The 17,435-nt window shown below is 63.2% G+C and carries 16 protein-coding genes and 2 pseudogenes; 13 read left to right on the forward strand and 5 right to left on the reverse strand.

Annotation, left to right across the window (positions count from 1 at the left end; genetic code table 11):
* Positions 1 to 16: 16 nt before the first annotated feature.
* A complete protein-coding gene (locus FJ426_RS29940; protein ID WP_140500157.1) occupies positions 17 to 760 on the reverse strand; it encodes an ATP-binding cassette domain-containing protein in 744 nt (247 codons plus the stop codon).
* 455 nt (positions 761 to 1,215) lie between these two features.
* Between FJ426_RS29940 and FJ426_RS29945 the strand changes: the two genes are divergently transcribed.
* Together FJ426_RS29945 and FJ426_RS29950 are read left to right on the forward strand one after the other, a co-directional pair.
* On the forward strand, positions 1,216 to 2,205 hold the full coding sequence (locus tag FJ426_RS29945) for a sugar-binding protein (protein ID WP_140499854.1): 990 nt from the start codon (positions 1,216 to 1,218) through the stop codon (positions 2,203 to 2,205).
* A gap of 181 nt (positions 2,206 to 2,386) precedes the next feature.
* Positions 2,387 to 3,169: a FadR/GntR family transcriptional regulator gene (locus FJ426_RS29950; protein WP_140557956.1), complete on the forward strand. Its 783-nt coding sequence runs from the start codon at positions 2,387 to 2,389 to the stop codon at positions 3,167 to 3,169.
* Between the two features lie 136 nt (positions 3,170 to 3,305).
* Here the strand turns inward: FJ426_RS29950 and FJ426_RS29955 are convergent, their stop codons facing one another.
* Positions 3,306 to 4,244, reverse strand: coding sequence for an NAD(P)-dependent oxidoreductase (locus FJ426_RS29955; protein ID WP_140557958.1), 939 nt, complete (start codon positions 4,242 to 4,244; stop codon positions 3,306 to 3,308).
* A gap of 118 nt (positions 4,245 to 4,362) precedes the next feature.
* On the opposite strand from FJ426_RS29955, the gene FJ426_RS29960 reads away from it, so the two are divergent.
* Both FJ426_RS29960 and FJ426_RS29965 read left to right on the forward strand, forming a co-directional pair.
* Complete coding sequence (locus FJ426_RS29960; RefSeq protein ID WP_140500155.1) at positions 4,363 to 5,259, forward strand: NAD(P)-dependent oxidoreductase; 897 nt, start codon at positions 4,363 to 4,365, stop codon at positions 5,257 to 5,259.
* A 103-nt stretch (positions 5,260 to 5,362) separates the two neighbouring features.
* Positions 5,363 to 6,139 (forward strand): FadR/GntR family transcriptional regulator, encoded by a 777-nt coding sequence (locus tag FJ426_RS29965; protein ID WP_140500153.1) that lies wholly within the window; start codon positions 5,363 to 5,365, stop codon positions 6,137 to 6,139.
* 33 nt (positions 6,140 to 6,172) lie between these two features.
* On the opposite strand, the gene FJ426_RS29970 is transcribed toward FJ426_RS29965, so the two are convergent.
* Positions 6,173 to 6,460, reverse strand: coding sequence for a DUF3175 domain-containing protein (locus FJ426_RS29970; RefSeq protein ID WP_140499848.1), 288 nt, complete (start codon positions 6,458 to 6,460; stop codon positions 6,173 to 6,175).
* A gap of 198 nt (positions 6,461 to 6,658) precedes the next feature.
* On the opposite strand from FJ426_RS29970, the gene FJ426_RS29975 reads away from it, so the two are divergent.
* The 7 genes from FJ426_RS29975 (at position 6,659) to FJ426_RS30005 (ending at position 14,689) form a co-directional block, all read left to right on the forward strand.
* Entirely contained in the window at positions 6,659 to 7,903 is a 1,245-nt protein-coding gene (locus FJ426_RS29975; protein WP_140562398.1) for an MFS transporter, read from the forward strand.
* Between the two features lie 164 nt (positions 7,904 to 8,067).
* The gene (locus FJ426_RS29980; RefSeq protein ID WP_140499846.1) at positions 8,068 to 9,096 is read left to right on the forward strand and encodes a LacI family DNA-binding transcriptional regulator; all 1,029 of its coding nucleotides are present in this window, start codon (positions 8,068 to 8,070) and stop codon (positions 9,094 to 9,096) included.
* Positions 9,097 to 9,405: 309 nt separating this feature from the next.
* The gene (locus tag FJ426_RS29985) at positions 9,406 to 10,533 is read left to right on the forward strand and encodes a sugar ABC transporter substrate-binding protein (RefSeq protein ID WP_140515835.1); all 1,128 of its coding nucleotides are present in this window, start codon (positions 9,406 to 9,408) and stop codon (positions 10,531 to 10,533) included.
* 79 nt (positions 10,534 to 10,612) lie between these two features.
* Positions 10,613 to 12,160 carry a sugar ABC transporter ATP-binding protein gene (locus FJ426_RS29990; RefSeq protein ID WP_140562391.1) on the forward strand — a complete coding sequence of 516 codons (1,548 nt, stop codon included), beginning with the start codon at positions 10,613 to 10,615 and terminating at the stop codon, positions 12,158 to 12,160.
* Between the two features lie 13 nt (positions 12,161 to 12,173).
* The gene (locus tag FJ426_RS29995; protein WP_140499841.1) at positions 12,174 to 13,154 is read left to right on the forward strand and encodes an ABC transporter permease; all 981 of its coding nucleotides are present in this window, start codon (positions 12,174 to 12,176) and stop codon (positions 13,152 to 13,154) included.
* The gene (locus tag FJ426_RS30000) at positions 13,151 to 14,137 is read left to right on the forward strand and encodes an ABC transporter permease (RefSeq protein WP_140499839.1); all 987 of its coding nucleotides are present in this window, start codon (positions 13,151 to 13,153) and stop codon (positions 14,135 to 14,137) included. Before FJ426_RS29995 ends, FJ426_RS30000 begins: the two co-directional genes overlap by 4 nt.
* A 69-nt stretch (positions 14,138 to 14,206) precedes the next feature.
* Entirely contained in the window at positions 14,207 to 14,689 is a 483-nt protein-coding gene (locus tag FJ426_RS30005) for a gluconokinase (RefSeq protein WP_140562400.1), read from the forward strand.
* A gap of 62 nt (positions 14,690 to 14,751) precedes the next feature.
* Here FJ426_RS30005 and FJ426_RS30010 read toward each other — a convergent pair whose 3' ends face one another.
* Both FJ426_RS30010 and FJ426_RS30015 read right to left on the reverse strand, forming a co-directional pair.
* Positions 14,752 to 15,201: an Rrf2 family transcriptional regulator gene (locus tag FJ426_RS30010; protein WP_013530871.1), complete on the reverse strand. Its 450-nt coding sequence runs from the start codon at positions 15,199 to 15,201 to the stop codon at positions 14,752 to 14,754.
* A gap of 258 nt (positions 15,202 to 15,459) precedes the next feature.
* A pseudogene (locus tag FJ426_RS30015) lies at positions 15,460 to 16,448 on the reverse strand (sulfate ABC transporter substrate-binding protein).
* A 211-nt stretch (positions 16,449 to 16,659) separates the two neighbouring features.
* On the opposite strand from FJ426_RS30015, the gene FJ426_RS30020 reads away from it, so the two are divergent.
* Together FJ426_RS30020 and FJ426_RS30025 are read left to right on the forward strand one after the other, a co-directional pair.
* Positions 16,660 to 16,935, forward strand: coding sequence for an antitoxin (locus FJ426_RS30020; protein WP_140562394.1), 276 nt, complete (start codon positions 16,660 to 16,662; stop codon positions 16,933 to 16,935).
* Positions 16,935 to 17,344 (forward strand): annotated as a pseudogene (locus FJ426_RS30025) (type II toxin-antitoxin system VapC family toxin). Before FJ426_RS30020 ends, FJ426_RS30025 begins: the two are co-directional and overlap by 1 nt.
* The last annotated feature ends 91 nt before the right edge of the window (positions 17,345 to 17,435 follow it).

The raw sequence follows: 17,435 nt of genomic DNA on the forward strand, positions 1-17,435 counted from the left end.
TCCGGTTTTGCCGCTCTCACACCACCTGCTCGATGGCGCCGGTGATCAGCCCTGTCACTTCCTCGGGCGAACTCGAGGCGATCGCCTTGTCGGCGACTTTCCTGCCGCGCCGCATGACGATGACGCGATCGGCGACGTCGAAAACGTCGGGCATGCGGTGGCTGATCAGCACCACGGCGATGCCCTGGTCGCGCAAATGGCGGATCAGGTTGAGGACTTCGGCGACCTGACGGACCGAAATCGCCGCCGTCGGCTCGTCCATCAGCACTATCTTGGCCTGCGACAGCATGGTGCGGGCGATCGCCACCGCCTGGCGCTGACCGCCGGACATCTGTTTGACGAGGTCGCGCGGGCGCGTCTCGGATTTGAGCTCGGCGAATATCTGGCCGGCGCGCTTGTACATGGCGGCATAGTCGAGGATACGGAAGGGCCCGACGCCGCGGCGCAGTTCGCGGCCGAGATAGACATTGGCCGCCGCCGTCAAATTATTGCACAGCGCCAGATCCTGGTGGACGATCTCGATGCCGTGCTGGCGGGCCTCGACCGGCTTGTGCAGGATCAGATCCTTGCCGTCCATCTGCATGGTGCCGTGGCTCGGGCGGAAATTGCCGGCGATCATCTTGACCAGCGTCGACTTGCCGGCGCCGTTGTCACCCATCAGGCCGACGACCTGGCCGGGCTCGATCGACAGCGACACGTCGTTCACCGCCTGGATGGCGCCGAAATGCTTCGAGATGTTGGTGAGTTCGAGAACCGCCACCAGCCTTTTGCCTCCCATGTCTGGCCGTCTGTCCCGGAAGGGGCGACGGCTTCGGTTCGCTACCCCAGCTCCTCCCGGAAGCAGCGACGCGGTCATTTACGCAAATGCCTGCATGGGCGTCAATTGTCTGACGAATAAGATTTGGGCAATTGTCGGACGAATGAGATCCCGCCTTTCGGGAAAAATCCGTTTTGTAGGACAAATAGCAATTGACGTTGGCGGCAAGCCGTTATTAGTTGAGCGTCGGAGGAAGATATGCCGGCTTTGACGACGTCGTTTGACGGGGCAACCGGTAGAGGATTATCGACCGTGCCGGCATCGTTGCCGGGCTGGTCGCATCTGAAAATACTTATCGGCCTGGCCTGACGGCACGAGCGCTTGCTTCTGTCATCTCGCATTCGGCCGATCTGTGTGGCGGGCACGCCGTGTCCGTCTGTTTCCAAGGGAGGACTGACATGAGGAAAACAGTTTTGCTCGCCGCCGTCGCCGCCATGGCGTTGGGCGCCGGGCCGGCTTTGGCCAAGAAGCAGCTCGTCATCGTGGTGAAAGGTCTCGACAATCCGTTCTTCGAGGCGATCCACCAGGGCTGCGAGAAATGGAACAAGGAAAACGCCAGCTCGGAATATGAGTGCTTCTACACCGGTCCGGCGTCGACTTCCGACGAGGCCGGCGAGGCGCAGATCGTGCAGGATATGCTGAGCAAGCCGGATACGGTGGCGATGGCGATTTCGCCGTCCAACGCGCCGCTGATCGCGCAAACGATCAAAAGCGCCAACCCGTCGATCCCGATCATGACCGTCGATGCCGATCTTGCCAAGGAAGACGCAGCACTTCGCAAGACCTATCTCGGCACCGACAACTATCTGATGGGCAAGAAGATCGGCGAATACATAAAGAAGGCCAAGCCGAAGGGCGGCACGATCTGCACCATCGAGGGCAATCCGGCGGCCGACAACATCCTTCGCCGCGCGCAAGGCATGCGTGACGCGCTGTCGGGCAAGGAAGGACTTGCAGCCCTGGCCGGCGAAGGCGGCTGGACGGAAGTGGCGGGCTGTCCGGTGTTCACCAACGACGACGGCGCCAAGGGCGTGCAGGCGATGACCGACATCCTTGCCGCCAACCCCAAGCTCGATGCGTTCGGCATCATGGGCGGCTGGCCGCTGTTCGGCGCGCCGCAGCCCTATCGCGATCTGGTCGGACCGCTGAAGGACAAGCTGGCCAGCAACGACTTCGTCATCGGCGCCGCCGACACGATCGGCGACGAGGTGGCGATCGCGCGGGATGGCCTTGTCACGGCGCTGGTCGGCCAGCGGCCGTTCGAGATGGGCTACAAGGCGCCGTCCGTGATGATCGACCTGGTCGAAGGCAAGAAGGTCGACGATCCGGTGTTCACCGGCCTCGACGAATGCACCAAGGATACGGTCGACACCTGTATCCAGAAGTAGGCGTCTCGAGCGGGGCGCTCGCCAACGGGCGCCCCGCCACCTCTGCTGACGAACAGGGACACGCATTTCAGGGGCAGCGGCTCCGGCTTTGGCGCGCCCGAGGTTCGAATTTTTCGGCAATGGCATCGGCGGACCGACAGTTCCTGACCGGAACAGGTACGGCCGACGCATTGGAACGTGGATGCCGGACGAAAAGTCAAACAAGCGAGCCATTCGGACCAAGGCACAGGCCGGCCGCCGTCCGGTCGCCATGCGCCGGCCCGATGCGGCGCACTTTCCCGGTGCCAGCGTGCACGCCTCGCTGGCCAGCGAGATCGGGCTCAGGATCGTGCGCGGCGACTATCCGCCAGGCACCATCCTGCCCAACGAAGCCCAATGGTCGCAAACGTTCAACGTCAGCCGCTCGGCGGTGCGCGAGGCGATCAAGATGCTGATGGCCAAAAGCCTGCTCGCTTCGCGCCCCAAGATCGGCAGCTGGGTCGAACCGAAGGAGCGCTGGAACCTGCTCGACCGCGACGTGCTCGCCTGGTACGCGACCGCGCCGGACCGTGAGGTGTTCCTGCGGACGGTACAGGAGTTCCGCCATATCATCGAGCCGGAAGCGAGCGCCTTTGCCGCGGTGCGGCGGACCGACGAGCAGATGGCCGAGATCAGCCAGGCCTGCCGCGAGATGGGCGAGGCGGCAAGCCTTCAGGAGCGCATCCGGGCCGACACGCGCTTTCATCTCGCCATCCTGCGGGCCTCCGGCAACGACCTGCTGGTGCCGCTCGGCGTGCTCATCGAGTCGGCGCTCGACCATCTCTTCGTCTTCACGACTCAGCAGGTCGGCGACCAACGGCGGGCCCAGAGGCTGCACGAGGCGATCGAGAAGAATATTCGTTTGCAGCGCCCCTCAGCGGCGCGCAACGCCGTGCACAAGCTACTCGCCGATACCGATGAAGGGATCGGAAGAGGGCGAGGGTGATCGACGCTCGCGCTTGGTGATCACCTTTCTATGGGCAATGCGTAGTCTTCTGCGGCCCTTCGCAGGCTCCGGGCGTTCGAAGCTCGAAAAGCCAAGCTATTTGGCTTTTCATCCGTGCGCGGACCGCTTCTCACCCTTAAATCGTCTGTTTCTTTCCATCTTTCATCGGCATCAGATCGACACCGTTGACCTTGCCGATATGGGTGGCCAGCATCGGCACGTACTGCTCGGCCGGTCCGGTGGCGTGTGCTCCGGCGAAAGCGTTCTTGGTGGCGTTGCCGAGGGGGTTGGCAATGCCGGCAGAACCCGCCATCGATTCGAGGTAGGTCAAGTCCTTGAAGGCGTTGGCAATAGTGAATTTGTGGGCGTCGCGGTCGCCCTCCAACGTCCAGCGCATGAAGGTCTGGTAGAAGCCGCAATCCATGCGGCCGTTGCGGATGACGCTGTCGAAGCGCTGCGGCGAGATGCCGACCTTCTCGGCCAAGGCCAATGCCTCGGAATAGATCGCCGCATAGCCCAGCGAGACGAAATTGTTGAGCAATTTCATGCGGTGGCCGTCGCCGGTGTCGCCGATATGGACGATACGGCCGGCCCAGGTTTCGATCACCGGTTTGACCCTGGCAAAGACGGCGTCGGGTGCGCCGACCATGGCGTCGAGCGTGCCTTCCCAAGCCTCCTTCGGCGTGCGGCTGAGCGGTGCATCGACATAGTTGACGCCGAGCGCCTTGAGTTCGGCGGCCAGCGCAGCGGTCGAGACCGGGTCGGAGGTCGAGCAGTCGACGACTACCGAGCCTTTTCTCAATCCTTCCTTGAGACCGCCGGGGCCTCGAATGATGGCTTCGACCTCACGCGAACCGGTGACGCAGATGAAGACGATCGTCGATGCCGCCGCCACGTCGCGGGAGGTCGAGGCTTCGTGGGCGCCGCGATTAGCCATATCCTCCGCCGGCTTGCGATTCTTGCGGCCGAGGAAGGTCAGGTGATAGCCTTTATCGACGATGTTCTTGGCGATGCCATGACCCATCAGGCCAAGGCCGATGAAGCCGATCTTCTCGCTCGCGGCGGTCGTGTTCATGCTGTCTGTCCTGTGTTGCGATTATCGATAATGTCGCCGCTCTTTTAGCCGCAAGCGGTTGCAGAAAGCAATATTGTCTGACAATACACATAATTCCTGAGCTTTCGTGGAGACCAGAATAATGAAGCGGATCATGTTCACCGGCGGCAGCGGCAAGGCTGGGCGCCACGTCGTGCAATATCTGGTGGAGCAGGGCTGCCAGGTGCTCAACATCGACACCAAGCCGCTCGACAATCCCAAGGTGCGCACGCTGATCACCGACATCACCGACAGCGGGCAGGTGTTCAACGCGCTGTCGAGCTATGCGGGCTTGCATGAATTCGACCCGTCGCTGCGCCCCCAGCCCGTCGACGCCGTGGTGCATTTCGCCGCGATCCCGCGCATCATGATCACGCCCGACAACGAAGTGTTCCGCATCAACGCGCTCGGTACCTACAATGTCATCGAGGCGGCGGTGAAGCTCGGCATCCGCAAGGTGATAATCGCCTCCAGCGAGACCACCTACGGGCTGGTCTTCGCCAACGAGCCGCGCACGCCGAAATATTTCCCGCTCGACGAAGAATACGACGTCGATCCGATGGACAGCTATGCCCTTTCCAAGGTGGTCAACGAGAAGACGGCACGGGCCTTTGCGCAGCGCGACGGTGCCGACATCTATGCATTGCGCATCGGCAACGTCATCGAACCGCACGAATACTCCCTGTTTCCGAAATGGTTCGCCGATCCCGGTTTCCGCAAGCGCATCGCCTGGAGCTATGTCGATGCGCGCGACCTCGGCCAGATCACGCTGCGCGCCATCGAGAAGGATGGGCTCGGCTACCAGGTGTTCAACGCTGCCAATGACGACACGTCGTCGGACCTGCCGACCGCGGAACTGCTGAAGCGCTTCTATCCCGGTGTGCCGGTCAAGGGTGAGCTCGGCGAATTCGAGACGCTGCTGTCCAATCGCAAGGCGCGCGACATGTTGGGCTTTCGGCCGGAACACAGCTGGCGCAAATACGTGAGGATCTCTTGAAAACAGGCCCCGCCGGGGGTTGAGCTGTGCACAGAAGCCGGCTTTGCGGGTGAACCCGCTTGCCGTGCTTGACAGCTTGCTCAATCCGGACTTTCTGGAGCCTATGCGGGACGCGAAGCCGAACAAGGAAAAATCGCCGGCAAAAGCGGCATCGGCCGAGCGTCAGGCCGGCGTTCGCCGCACCGATGCGGCGCGCATTCCGGGTTCCAGCGTGCACACCTCGCTGGCCAGCGAAATCGGGCTCAGGATCGTGCGCGGCGACTATCCGCCCGGCACCATCCTGCCCAACGAAGCCAAATGGTCGGAGACCTTCAGCGTCAGCCGCTCGGCGGTACGCGAGGCGATCAAGATGCTGATGGCCAAAAGCCTGCTCGCCTCGCGCCCGAAGATCGGCAGCTGGGTCGAGCCGAAAGAGCGTTGGAATCTGCTCGACCGCGACGTGCTTGCCTGGTACGCGACCTCGCCGGACCGCGAGGTATTTCTGAAGACCGTGCAGGAATTCCGCCACATCATCGAGCCGGAGGCATCGGCTTTTGCCGCCATGCGGCGGACCGACGAGCAGATGGCCGAAATCAGCCAGGCCTGCCGCGAGATGGGCGAGGCACCAAGCCTGCAGGAGCGCACCCGCGCCGACACGCGCTTTCATCTCGCGATCCTGCGGGCGTCTGGCAACGACCTGCTGGTGCCGCTCGGGGTGCTGATCGAATCCGCCTTCGACCATCTCTTCACCTATACCACGCGGGAACTCGACGATTTGCAGCACGCACAGAAGATGCATGAGGCGATCGAGAAGAACATCCGCCTGCAGCGGCCCGACGCGGCGCGTGCCGCGGTGCGCAAGCTGCTCGCCAACACAGACGGCGTGATCAGGTCACGATAAGCCGTTCCAGGAATCCGTCACGCGGCTTTCTGCCTACTCTTCCTTCTCACGTCCGAACGCCGCGCGCAGTTCGTCCTTGGCGTCCTCGAGCACCTTCTTCTGCTTCGCCGGCAGGTTCTTGCCGGCACGGTTGATGTAGAAGTTCAGCATCGACATGGCGGACTGGAACGGTTCGGCCTTGCGCCGGTCGCTGTGTTCGGCCGACCGCTTGAGCGAAGCCGCGATCTTCTTCGGGTCGTGGGATTCGAAGACATGGTCTTCGAGATCCATGGCATTGCTGTGCTCGGTCACCTCAGCCGACCATTTCCGTTTCGCGGTCATGGCAATCTCCTTCGCGTTGAGCCGATTGCAAAACGTCCTTCATCGTCGCACGTTCCGGTGAGCCCGGAACCGGCAAACCCTGGAACCATGGAATTACCCACGTGGCGCTGCTCGGCGCCGCGAATGCGCCGATAGTGGTGGAAGGACCGTCGGCCGCTAGGCCGCATGACCGCGACAATGGTCAATGTCGATGACGGAATGGGAAACAGCTTGGCCTCGATCTTCTCCTCACCAGCAGCCGGCAATGCGGTCGTCGACAGCTCGCATGCATGGATACGGCTGGCGGTGTCGATGCTTTTGTCGACAGTCGGCGGCGTCGGCATGTGGGCCGTGGTCGTGGTGCTGCCGGCCGTGCAGGCCGAGTTCGGCGTCGACAGGGCCGACGCCGCTCTGCCCTACACCGCGACCATGGTCGGCTTTGCCGCCGGAAACGTTCTGGTCGGGCGCGCCATCGACCGTGTCGGCTACTGGATCCCGGCGCTTGTTTCCTCGATGGCGCTGGTTGCCGGCTTCCTGCTGGCGGCGCTGTCGACCTCGATCCTGCAGTTCACGCTCGCCCAGGGCCTGCTGATCGGGGTCGGTACATCGGCGATCTTCGGGCCGCTGATCGCTGACATCTCGCACTGGTTCAACCGCCGGCGCGGCGTCGCCGTGGCGGCGGCCGCGGCCGGCAGCTATCTCGCCGGAACGATCTGGCCTACCGTCATGCCACCCCTGATGAAGGCGGAAGGCTGGCGCTTCACCTATCTGGCCATCGGCATCTTCTGCCTGGCGACCATGGTGCCGCTGGTGCTGATGCTGCGGCGCGGCGCCCCGATCGCGGCCGCCGGTTCCGCGGGCAGCCGGCTGGTGCAGCCGATCTCGTTGTCGCCAACGGCACTCCAGGTGCTGCTCGTCATTGCTGGTCTTGGCTGCTGCGTGGCGATGTCGATGCCGCAGGTGCATATCGTGGCCTATTGCATGGATCTTGGCTACGGCGTCGCGCATGGCGCCGACATGCTGTCGATCATGATGGCGGCCGGCGTGGTCAGCCGCGTGGCTTCGGGCTTCGTTGCCGACCGCATCGGCGGAGTGAAGACCCTGCTTATCGGCTCGGTGCTGCAATGCCTGTCACTGTTCTTTTACATTCCCTTCGACGGGCTTGCCTCGCTCTATGTCGTTTCGCTGGTCTTCGGCCTGTCGCAGGGTGGCATCGTGCCCTGCTATGCGATCATCGTGCGGGAATACATGCCCGCCAGGGAGGCCGGCCAACGCGTCGGCATCGTCATCATGGCGACCATTTTCGGCATGGCGATCGGCGGCTGGATGTCGGGCTGGATCTACGACCTGACCGGCTCCTACGCCGCCGCATTCCTGAACGGCATCGCCTGGAACCTGCTGAACATCCTGGTGATGGTGCTGGTGCTTTGGAAGGCAAGACGCGTGGCGACGGCGATGGCCTGAGGCAAAGCGGAAGCACTCGCCCGCAAGCGCCTCGGCTTGACAATGGGCCGGGGCTGCGCGACGCCAGAGGTGAGTGGTGCGGCACAGGCTGGTGAAATGGCGACAGCAACGTCGATCGTATTGCGGCAGCGCCTTGGCGGCCAGGCACCGCATGGAGCCTGTCCTTGATCAAGCCGCGCTCGCGCCGAGGCGGCGGCCGCCCGACCATATCAGACGTCGCGCGCAAGGCGGGCGTAGGCGCCATCACCGTGTCCCGTGCTTTGCGCGAGCCGGAGCGGGTCTCGCAGGACCTGCGCCGCCAGATCCAGGCCGCCGTCGACGAGCTCGGTTACGTGCCGGATCCCAACGCGCGGGCGCTGGCCTCGGCCCGCGCCGAGGTGTTCGGCGTGCTGGTGCCGTCGCTTACCAACAACGTCTTTGCCGAGGTGGTGCGTGGCATCTATGACAGCCTGTCGGATAGCGCCTTCCGCATCCAGCTCGGCAACACCCACTATTCCGGCCTCGAGGAAGAACGGCTGCTGCAGGTGTTCGGGCCGCAAAGGCCGGCGGCGCTGATCGTGGCCGGCATCGACCAGACTCCGGCCTCGCGAAAACTGCTGGAGAACGCAGGCTGCCCGGTGGTGCAGGTCATGGAAACCGGCCCGGATCCGGTCGATATGATGGTCGGCTTCTCGCATCTGGACGGGGGCAGGGCGGCGACTGAGCATCTGCTCGAAGCGGGTTACCGCCGCATCGGATTCATCGGCGCGCGCATGGATCCGCGCTCGCAGCGGCGCTTGGCCGGATACCGCATGGCCGTGGAGAAAGCCGGCCTGTTCGATCCACGACTGATCACCACCACGCCGGTGCCGTCCAGTGTGACGCTGGGACGCGAACTTTTCCGCGACGCGCTGGCCAAGATGCCGACGCTCGACGGCGTATTCTGCAACAATGACGACATCGCGCTAGGCGCGCTGTTCGAGTGTCATCGCGCCTCGATCGGTGTGCCCAAGAGGATCGGCATCGTCGGCTTCAACGATCTCGACATGATGCAGGTGGCGTTTCCCTCCGTCACCAGCATCCGCACGCCCCGCTACGAGATCGGACGGCGGGCAGTGGCCATGGCGCTGGCGGCGATAGGAGGCGAGCCTCCGCAGCAGCGCGTCGTGGATCTCGGTTTCGAACTCATGCGCCGCGAGAGCACGGCGCGCTGAACACGCTTTCGCGATCAAGAGAAAGGGCGCTTTACACACCGTTCATGGTAGCGCTACCGTCGTCGTCGGACAGGAAAGAGAAATGCAACGGTACGGCGCCTGTCTATTATACATAAGCGACAACTAATTCTTGTTTATTATGTATAATATGCTATTTTCCCAGCAACCTGGGAACGACGGGGGAGGAGGCATCGCATAGACCATTGGCCATCGGAAAGGCAGGTGCGGCAAGGCAGGAGGAGCCGGAGCCGACCGTGCGAAATTCACATCGCGAAACGACGTCAGAATTACAAAATGGGAGGATTATCGATGATCAAGTCACTGGTAGGTGGCATCGTTGCCGCCAGCGCATTCGTCATGCTCAACTCGGCCGCGATGGCCGCCGGCCCCGAGATCGTGCCGGGCCCGGCCGCCCAAGCCGACTGCTTCGCGCCTTGGAGCGCGGACACGAAATTCTTCAAATATCCCAAAAAGGAAGGCCCATACCGCATCGCCTTCGCCAATGGCTATATCGCCAACACCTGGCGCATCCAGATGGTGCAGACCGCAAAGGCCTATGCCGCCCAGCCGGACGTCAAAGCCAAGATCAAGGAATTCAAGGTCGTCTCGACCGGCGAGGACGTGCCGGCGCAGATCTCGGCGATCAACAACTTCATCGATTCCGGCTATGACGCGATCGTCACCGACGCGCAGAACCCAACTGCTTTCGGCCCGGTCATCAAGCGCGCCAAGCAGGCTGGCATCGTGCTGGTCGCCTTCGACAACATCCTCGACACCAAGGATGCCATCAACGTCAATGTGGACCAGAAGGGCCTCGGCGAATTGTGGGCCAAATGGCTGGTCGCGAAGGTGCCGAATGGCGGCAAGATTCTCGAAGTGCGCGGCGTTGCCGGCACCTCCGTCGATACCGATCGCCACAACGGCATCCACGAGGTGCTCGACGCTTCCGGCAAGAAATGGGACGTCACCGAAGTCGCCGGCAAGTGGGACGACGGCGTGGCACAGAAGGTCACCGCCGACGCGATCGCCACCAACGGGCCATTCGACGGCATCACCGGCCAGGGCGGCGACACCGGCATCGTGCAGGCGATGATCGATGCCAAGCATCCGTTCGTGCCCTTTGGCGGTGAAACCGAAAACGGCTTCCGCAAGTTCTGCGCGGCGCATTCGGCCGACGGGTTGAAGTGCTCTTCCGCAGGCTCGGGCCCGGCCCAGGTCGCCGTCGCCATCAAGACCGCGATTGCAGCGCTCGAAGGCGAAGTGGTGCCGCAAGAGGTGAAGCTGCCGCTGGCGATCGCCGAAGATCCGAACATGAAGGAAGGCACGGATTACTTCCCGAAAGAGTCGGACAATTTCTTCGTCGGCAACTCCTTCCCAACCTGCGGCATCAACTTCAGCGCCCAGGAAATCATGGGTCAGACCAAGGAAAATCAGTAGTTTCCAGTGGATATCGTTTCGGCGCCGCGGCTAAGCCGCGGCGCCGGTTCTTGAATGTTCGAGCGCCTTGGGAGGGTTGATGGACGGTGCGGCTCCGCTCTTGCGCATGGAAGGCATATCGAAGCGCTATGGCGGCGTGCGGGCGCTGGAGAAGGCCGACCTGTCGGTCGAGGCCGGCAGCATCCACGCCATCCTCGGCGAAAACGGCGCCGGCAAGTCGACGCTGATCAAGATCATGGCGGGCGTCGTTGCGCCCGACGAGGGCCGCATGGTGCTGGACGGGCGAGAGGCGACCTTCGCCTCGCCGGGCGCCGCGAACAAGGCCGGCATAGTCTGCATCTTCCAGGAGTTGTCGCTGATTCCCGAACTCAGCGTCGCCGACAACATCGTCATATCCGATCCGCCGAAACGCTTCGGCATGATCGACCGCAAGGCGCAGCGGCGCATCGCCGAGGACGCGCTGGCGCGTGCGGGAGCATCCGACATTCATCCGCTGGCGCTGGTCAAGGACCTGCCGCTGTCACGCCGGCAGATGGTCGAGATCGCCAAGGCATTGGCCAGGAAGCCACGCATCCTGATCCTCGACGAGGCGACCTCGGCACTGACGGCGGCGGATGTGTCGAAGATCTTCGCTGTGCTGAAGCGGCTGCGTTCGGAAGGGCTGGCGCTGCTCTACATCTCGCACCGCATGAACGAGATCGCCGAATTGGCGGACCAGTGCACGGTGTTCCGCAACGGCCGCAATGTCGCCAGCTATCCCGCCGGCTCGAAGAACGACAGTGAAGTCGTCGAACTGATGATCGGGCGCGAATACAGCCATATCTTCCCGCCCAAGCCGACATTCGCGCCGGCCACCACCGCGCCGGTGCTCGAAGCCCGCAAGCTCTCCTGGACGGATCGCCTGCACAACATCTCGCTGTCGGTCAGGGCAGGCGAGGTGGTCGGCCTCGGCGGCCTCGACGGGCAGGGCCAACGCGAATTGCTGCTCGCTTTCTTCGGCGTCCTGCGTGGCCTTTCCGGTCAGATCCTGGTCGACGGTAAGCCAGTGGGCATCGCCAGCCCCGCCGCCGCACGCGAGAACGGCATCGGCATGGCGCTCATTCCCGAGGATCGCAAGACCGAAGGCCTGATGCTGCCGATGACGGTGCGCGAGAACCTGTCTTTCGCCGCGCTCGACCGGCTGTCGAAAGGCGGCATAATAGACCGCGCCGCCGAGCAGCGGCTTATCGACGACATGGTCGGCCTGCTGGCGATCAAGACGGCCGGCCTCGACATTCCGGTCGGCGCGTTGTCGGGCGGCAACCAGCAGAAGGTCGTCATCGCCAAATGGCTGATGCGCCAGCCGCGCATCATCCTGCTCAACGATCCGACGCGCGGCATCGATGTCGGCACCAAGCAGGAGCTGTATCAGCTGATGCGCAAGCTGGCGGACGCGGGGGCGGCAATCCTGTTCTATTCGACCGACTATGACGAGCTGATCGGCTGCTGCGACCGTGTGCTGGTGCTCTATGACGGGGCGGTCAAGCGCGAATTGGTGGGCGCCGAAATCACCGAACGGGCTCTGATATCAAGCGCGCTCAACATGCCTGGCGGGGATAGCCCGGTGAACCGGGGAGCGAACGCGTGAAAGGGATTTTGGCGTGAAGGATTGGCGCTACTGGTTGGCGGAGCAGCGCGGAACGCTGCTGGCGCTTGGCATCTTCATCGTCATGTTCGTCATCTACACCGCGAACCATCCGGCCGGCTTCACCGCCAATGTCGTGCAGACGGCGGCCAACAAGGGCGTGCTGCTGGCCTTCGTCGCCATGGCGCAGACGCTGGTGGTGATCACCGCGGGCATCGACCTTTCCGTCGGCATGATCTTCCTGTTGACCAACTGCCTGGCCTCGTGGCTGGTGGTGGGCACGCCGGTGCAGACGGCGCTTGGCGTGTTGGCGGTGCTGGCCGTCGGACTGCTGTGCGGGGCGATCAACGGCGCCATCGTCATCTACGGGCGGCTGCAGCCGATCGTCGCCACGATCGCCACCGGCGCGGTCTATTATGGCATCGGGCTTCTACTGCGGCCGTTCCCGGGCGGATCGGTCAACGAGGATCTGGCTGACGCGCTGACGGGCCGTGTGTTTGACGTGGTGCCGGCCAGCATGGTTGTGCTCCTGGCCGTCGTGTTGGTGATCTGGGTGCCGTTCAGCCGTTCGGTGCTTGGCCGCGCGGCCTATGCGGCAGGGTCGTCGGAAATGGCGGCCTACATGTCAGGCGTGCCCATCCGGCGCGGCAAGTTCGCAGCCTATACGCTGGCGGGGCTGCTGGCCTCGATCGGCGGCCTGTTCCTGACGTTCTTCACCTATACGGGCGAAGCGGCCTATGCCAGCGGCAACTCCTACACGCTGTTTTCCATTGCCGCCGTGGTGCTGGGCGGCGTCTCGCTGTTCGGTGGCAAGGGGAGTGCCATCGGCGCGATCTTCGGCGCGCTCGCCTTCCGCACCATCGGCGATCTCTTGTTCGTCTTCGATTTCGATCCGCTGTGGCAGCCGCTGTTCCAGGGCGTTATCCTGCTGATCGCCGTCAGCCTCGGCGCCTTCGCCCTGTTTCGGGTCCGCAACCGGCTGGAGTGGTTCCTGTGAGCGAGACGACATTGGGTGGCCTCGCCGGCCGCATGCCGAAATTCATTCGCCGCGCCGATCCCGCGGTGTTGACGGCCTTTGCCTGCATCGTGGTCCTGCTCCTGCTGGGCAGTCTTTATTCGCGCAGCTTCCTGTCGCCTGAATATCTCTTGCAGCAGCTCAAGGTGGCCTCGTTTCTCGGCGTCATCGCCACCGGCATGATGCTGGTCATCCTGCTCGGCCAGATCGACCTGTCGGTGCCGTGGTCGGTGGCGGCGGGCGCGATGATGGCTTGCGCTGCGGCCGCCTATGGCCCGGCCGGCGTTGCGTTGGCCATTCCATTCGGCATCTTGTGCGGGGTGCTGATCGGCATCGTCAACGGCATCGGCGTCGCCTATTTGCGCATTCCCTCCATGATCATCACGCTCGCCACCAACGCCGTCGCGCAAGGGCTGATGGTGGTTTACACCGGCGGCTTCTCTCCCCAGGATTCGGCCACCGGCGCCATGCGCTACCTGGCTACCGGCTTTGCCATTCCGGGAGTTCCCAACGCGGTCATCATCTGGGCGCTGATCGGCGCCGCGATGGTGTTCGTTCTGACCCGCACCGGCTTTGGCCGCACCGTCTACGGCATCGGCAACCGCGAGCGTGCCGCCTACCTCTCCGGCATCGACACAAGGCGCGTGGTGATGATCGCCTTTGCCGTCTCCGGCGGGCTCTCCGCCTTCGGCGGGGTGCTGCTTGCCGGCTACGCCTCCAAGGCGGCGCAGTCGATGGGCGACGCCTATCTCCTGCCGTCGATCGCGGCCGTCGTGCTGGGCGGCACCTCGATCCTTGGCGGGCGCGGCTCCTATCTCGGCACTGTCGCCGGCGTCATCCTGATCACGCTCCTGCAATCCATACTGTCGGTCATGCAGATGCCGGAGGCGGGTAGGCAGATCATCTACGGCGTCGTCATCGTCGCCATGCTGCTGCTCTACGGCCGCGCGCCGGCAAGCCGCTAGACCATCGTGGCGGAAAGGACAGTTCAATCGCCGACAGGCACCAACGGGCCGGCGCCGGTCATCGTGGCAATGGGCGTCGCCGGCTGCGGCAAGTCGGCCGTCGGCATGGCGCTCGCGGAGAGACTGGGCGCCGTCTTCATCGAAGGCGACCGGCTGCATCCATCGGAAAACGTCGCACGCATGGCCAGAGGCGAGCCGCTGACAGACACTTTGCGCGAGGGATGGCTCGATGCGATCGGCGAGCGCATCGCGGCCTCGGCCGGCAAAGGGCAGGGCGTTGTCGCCGCCTGCTCGGCGCTGAAGCGAAGCTATCGTGAACGACTGCGCGGCTTCCGCCGTGACATCGTCTTCCTTTACCTGGAGATCGATCCGGCCATGGCGAGGCTGCGGGTCGCCAGCCGCAAGGGCCATTTCATGCCGGCAAGCCTGGTCGACAGCCAATTCGCCATTCTCGAGCCACCGGCGGCGGATGAGCGGGCGCTGGCGCTCGATGCGACGCGCCCGATCGCCGACCTCGTCGCCGAGGCGGTGCGCACGACGCGGCGGTTCTGAACCTTGATCGGCGCCATACCGGCATGCGACTTACGCCGGCAAGTGCGGCGCATGCGCAGGATCTAGATCTGCGACGTCAACTCGACCGGAAAATCATCATTGTCGGCATCGCGCATGGCGGCAAGGCTGCGGTTGTCCAGCACCTCGGCGATTGCCTGGCGCACCTCGAGCATCATGTGCCGGACCTGGCACGTCGCTTCGTCGCAATCCTCGCAGCGCTGATACTGCGTGCGGCTGGCGCATGGGATCGGCGCCAGCGGCCCGTCCAGCACACGCACCACATGGCCGATCTTGATCTCCGAGGCCGGGCGGGCGAGGCGATAGCCGCCTTCCTTGCCTTTGCGGCTCTGGACGAAGCCGGCATTGCGCAGCTCGCCCAGAATGGCATCGAGGAATTTTTTCGGGATGTTGTTGGCGACCGCGATGTCGTTGACGAAGGCCAATTGGCCAGCCGGCAAGCCGGACAGATGCACGAGGGCCTTGAGGCCGTATTTGCCTTTTTTAGTCAGCATGCCCGAGTCAACCCATGAAGCCCCAACAATCCGCATCTGGCGGCTGTTTGTGTGCAAATGATGACGGGGCTTGTGGAGCGCTGCCGTTTCGCGAACAAGCCGATTTGTCGGCACGTTAGGCGCAAACGCGTTGATTCTTCGTAACCTTTTGCGCGGCTGGCGTCGTATTTGCCATATTTTGCCGCAAACGGCGAAAGCCGGCAAAGCGCCGGCTTTCCTGATTTGCTTATCGTAACGTGCTATCGCGCCGCGAAAACCTTATCGGCTGCCATAGGCCTGGTCGAGCAGGCCGCCGGCGGCGAAATGCTCTTTCTGGATGTTGTCCCAGCCGCCGAAGACGTTTTCCACCGTCAGCAGGCGCACGTCCGGGAAGTCGGCCTTGTGTTTGGCGGCGACGGGGCCGTGTCGCGGGCGCGCAGGCCATTGTCAGCGGCGATGTCCTGCCCTTCGGGCGTATAGAGGAAATCGAGATAGCTTTTGGCCAGATCACGCGTGCCATGTTCGTCGGCGACCTTGTCGACGATCGCCACCGGGAATTCTGCCAGCAGGCTGACGGAAGGCGTGACCTGCTCGAATTTGTCGTCGCCATACTCCTTGCGGATGCCGCGGGTTTCGGATTCGAACGTGATCAGCACGTCACCGATCTCGCGCTGCACGAAAGTGGTGGTGGCTGCGCGCCCGCCCGTGTCGAAGATCGGCACGTTGTTGAACAACTTGGTGATGAATTCCTTCACCTTGGCGTCGTCGCCCTTGAAGACCTCCTTGGCGTAGGCGGTCGCCGCCAGATAGGTGTAGCGCGCATTGCCCGAGGTTTTCGGGTTGGGGAAGATCACCTGCACGTCGTCGCGCACCAGGTCGTTCCAATCCTTGATGTGCTTGGGGTTGCCCGCCCGCACCAGGAAGGACGGCAGCGAATAGAAGGGCGAGGCGTTGTCGGGAAAATCCTTCTGCCAGTCGGCCGAGACGAGGCCCTTCTTGACCAGGAAGTCGATGTCGGTGACCTGGTTGAAGGTGACGACATCAGCGCCGAGCCCTTCGGCGATGGCGCGTGCCTGAGCCGAGGTGCCGGCATGCGACTGGTCGATGCTCACGCCCGGGTGCTTCTCGATGAATGCCTTGTTGACCTGGACGAACAGTTCGCGGCCGACGTCATAGGAGGCGTTGAGCAGCTTGTCGGCAGACCAGGCTTGGGAAGATGCGAGGAACAGGCCGGCGACGGTGGCGACGCCGAGGAGAAATCGCTTCATGAAATAAGGCTCCGTGTAGTGCTTAATCGCCCGACCATAGCCCTGCGCCACTGGCCCGACGAGGCACCTGCAATGGTTTCGCGGGTGCCGCCGTAAGAAAAAATGTCGTCAAGAGCGCTGTCATTAGAATTCTGTTCCTCCCAACGCTTCCTTACCCTTGCATTGCTGAGCCAGCATGCATGTACAATATGCATATACAAAGGAGGCAACCATGCCCCAACACCGCCATTCAACAACGCGGCCGTCGAAGGAGGCGAAGCTGTTTCGCAATAACCGCAGCCAGGCGGTGCGCATTCCTGTCGAGTTCGAGCTCCCCGGCGAGAAGGTCCTGATCAGCCGTGAAGGCGACCGCCTTGTCATTGAGCCGATCCGCAAAGCTGGGCTCGGCGCGTTGCTCGCCCAATGGGCAAACGAGCCGCCGCTCGGCCCCGAGGACGATCTTCCCGAAATCAATGATGCGCCAGTCGAATCCGAGGACATTTTTTGATGCGGTTCATGCTGGACACCAACATCATCAGTGACATGATCCGAAATCCGGCTGGCAAAGCCGCCAATGCAGTGGAGCGCGAGGGAGACCACGCCATTTGCACAAGTATCGTGGTGGCCTCGGAATTGCGATATGGCTGTGCCAGGAAGGGATCAACCAAGCTGCTCAAAAAAGTCGAGCAATTGCTGGCTGAGATTCCGGCCTTGCCGCTCGATGTGCCGGCGGATGCAGAGTATGTCGCCCTTCGTGCAGAACTGGAGGCCGCCGGCCAACCCATTGACCATACGACCTTTTTATTGCTGCGCACGCCTGCGCTGTGGGCATCACTTTGGTAACGGCCAATACGGGCGAGTTCATGCGAATCCGCAACCTCAAGATCGAGAACTGGCTGGAGTGGTGCTCGGTCTAATATCAAGCAGCCGGAAACAGCTTCCAGCGGCCCGGGCGGAACGCTACCCGGCTCTTCTGTGCCGCGGGATGGTCGACGGGCAGCTCGATCT

The organism is Mesorhizobium sp. B2-6-4, assembly GCF_006441495.1.
Classification (GTDB): Bacteria; Pseudomonadota; Alphaproteobacteria; order Rhizobiales; family Rhizobiaceae; genus Mesorhizobium.

Bases quoted from the DNA above. Each gene is read 5' to 3' on its own strand.
- FJ426_RS29985 (WP_140515835.1), top strand. From the start codon at position 9,406: ATGATCAAGTCACTGGTAGGTGGCATCGTTGCCGCCAGCGCATTCGTC.
- FJ426_RS30005 (WP_140562400.1), top strand. From the start codon at position 14,207: ATGGGCGTCGCCGGCTGCGGCAAGTCGGCCGTCGGCATGGCGCTCGCG.
- FJ426_RS30010 (WP_013530871.1), bottom strand. From the start codon at position 15,201: ATGCTGACTAAAAAAGGCAAATACGGCCTCAAGGCCCTCGTGCATCTG.
- FJ426_RS29950 (WP_140557956.1), top strand. From the start codon at position 2,387: ATGCCGGACGAAAAGTCAAACAAGCGAGCCATTCGGACCAAGGCACAG.
- FJ426_RS29970 (WP_140499848.1), bottom strand. From the start codon at position 6,460: ATGACCGCGAAACGGAAATGGTCGGCTGAGGTGACCGAGCACAGCAAT.
- FJ426_RS29990 (WP_140562391.1), top strand. From the start codon at position 10,613: ATGGACGGTGCGGCTCCGCTCTTGCGCATGGAAGGCATATCGAAGCGC.
- FJ426_RS29965 (WP_140500153.1), top strand. From the start codon at position 5,363: ATGCGGGACGCGAAGCCGAACAAGGAAAAATCGCCGGCAAAAGCGGCA.
- FJ426_RS30020 (WP_140562394.1), top strand. From the start codon at position 16,660: ATGCCCCAACACCGCCATTCAACAACGCGGCCGTCGAAGGAGGCGAAG.
- FJ426_RS29975 (WP_140562398.1), top strand. From the start codon at position 6,659: ATGGGAAACAGCTTGGCCTCGATCTTCTCCTCACCAGCAGCCGGCAAT.
- FJ426_RS29955 (WP_140557958.1), bottom strand. From the start codon at position 4,244: ATGAACACGACCGCCGCGAGCGAGAAGATCGGCTTCATCGGCCTTGGC.
- FJ426_RS29945 (WP_140499854.1), top strand. From the start codon at position 1,216: ATGAGGAAAACAGTTTTGCTCGCCGCCGTCGCCGCCATGGCGTTGGGC.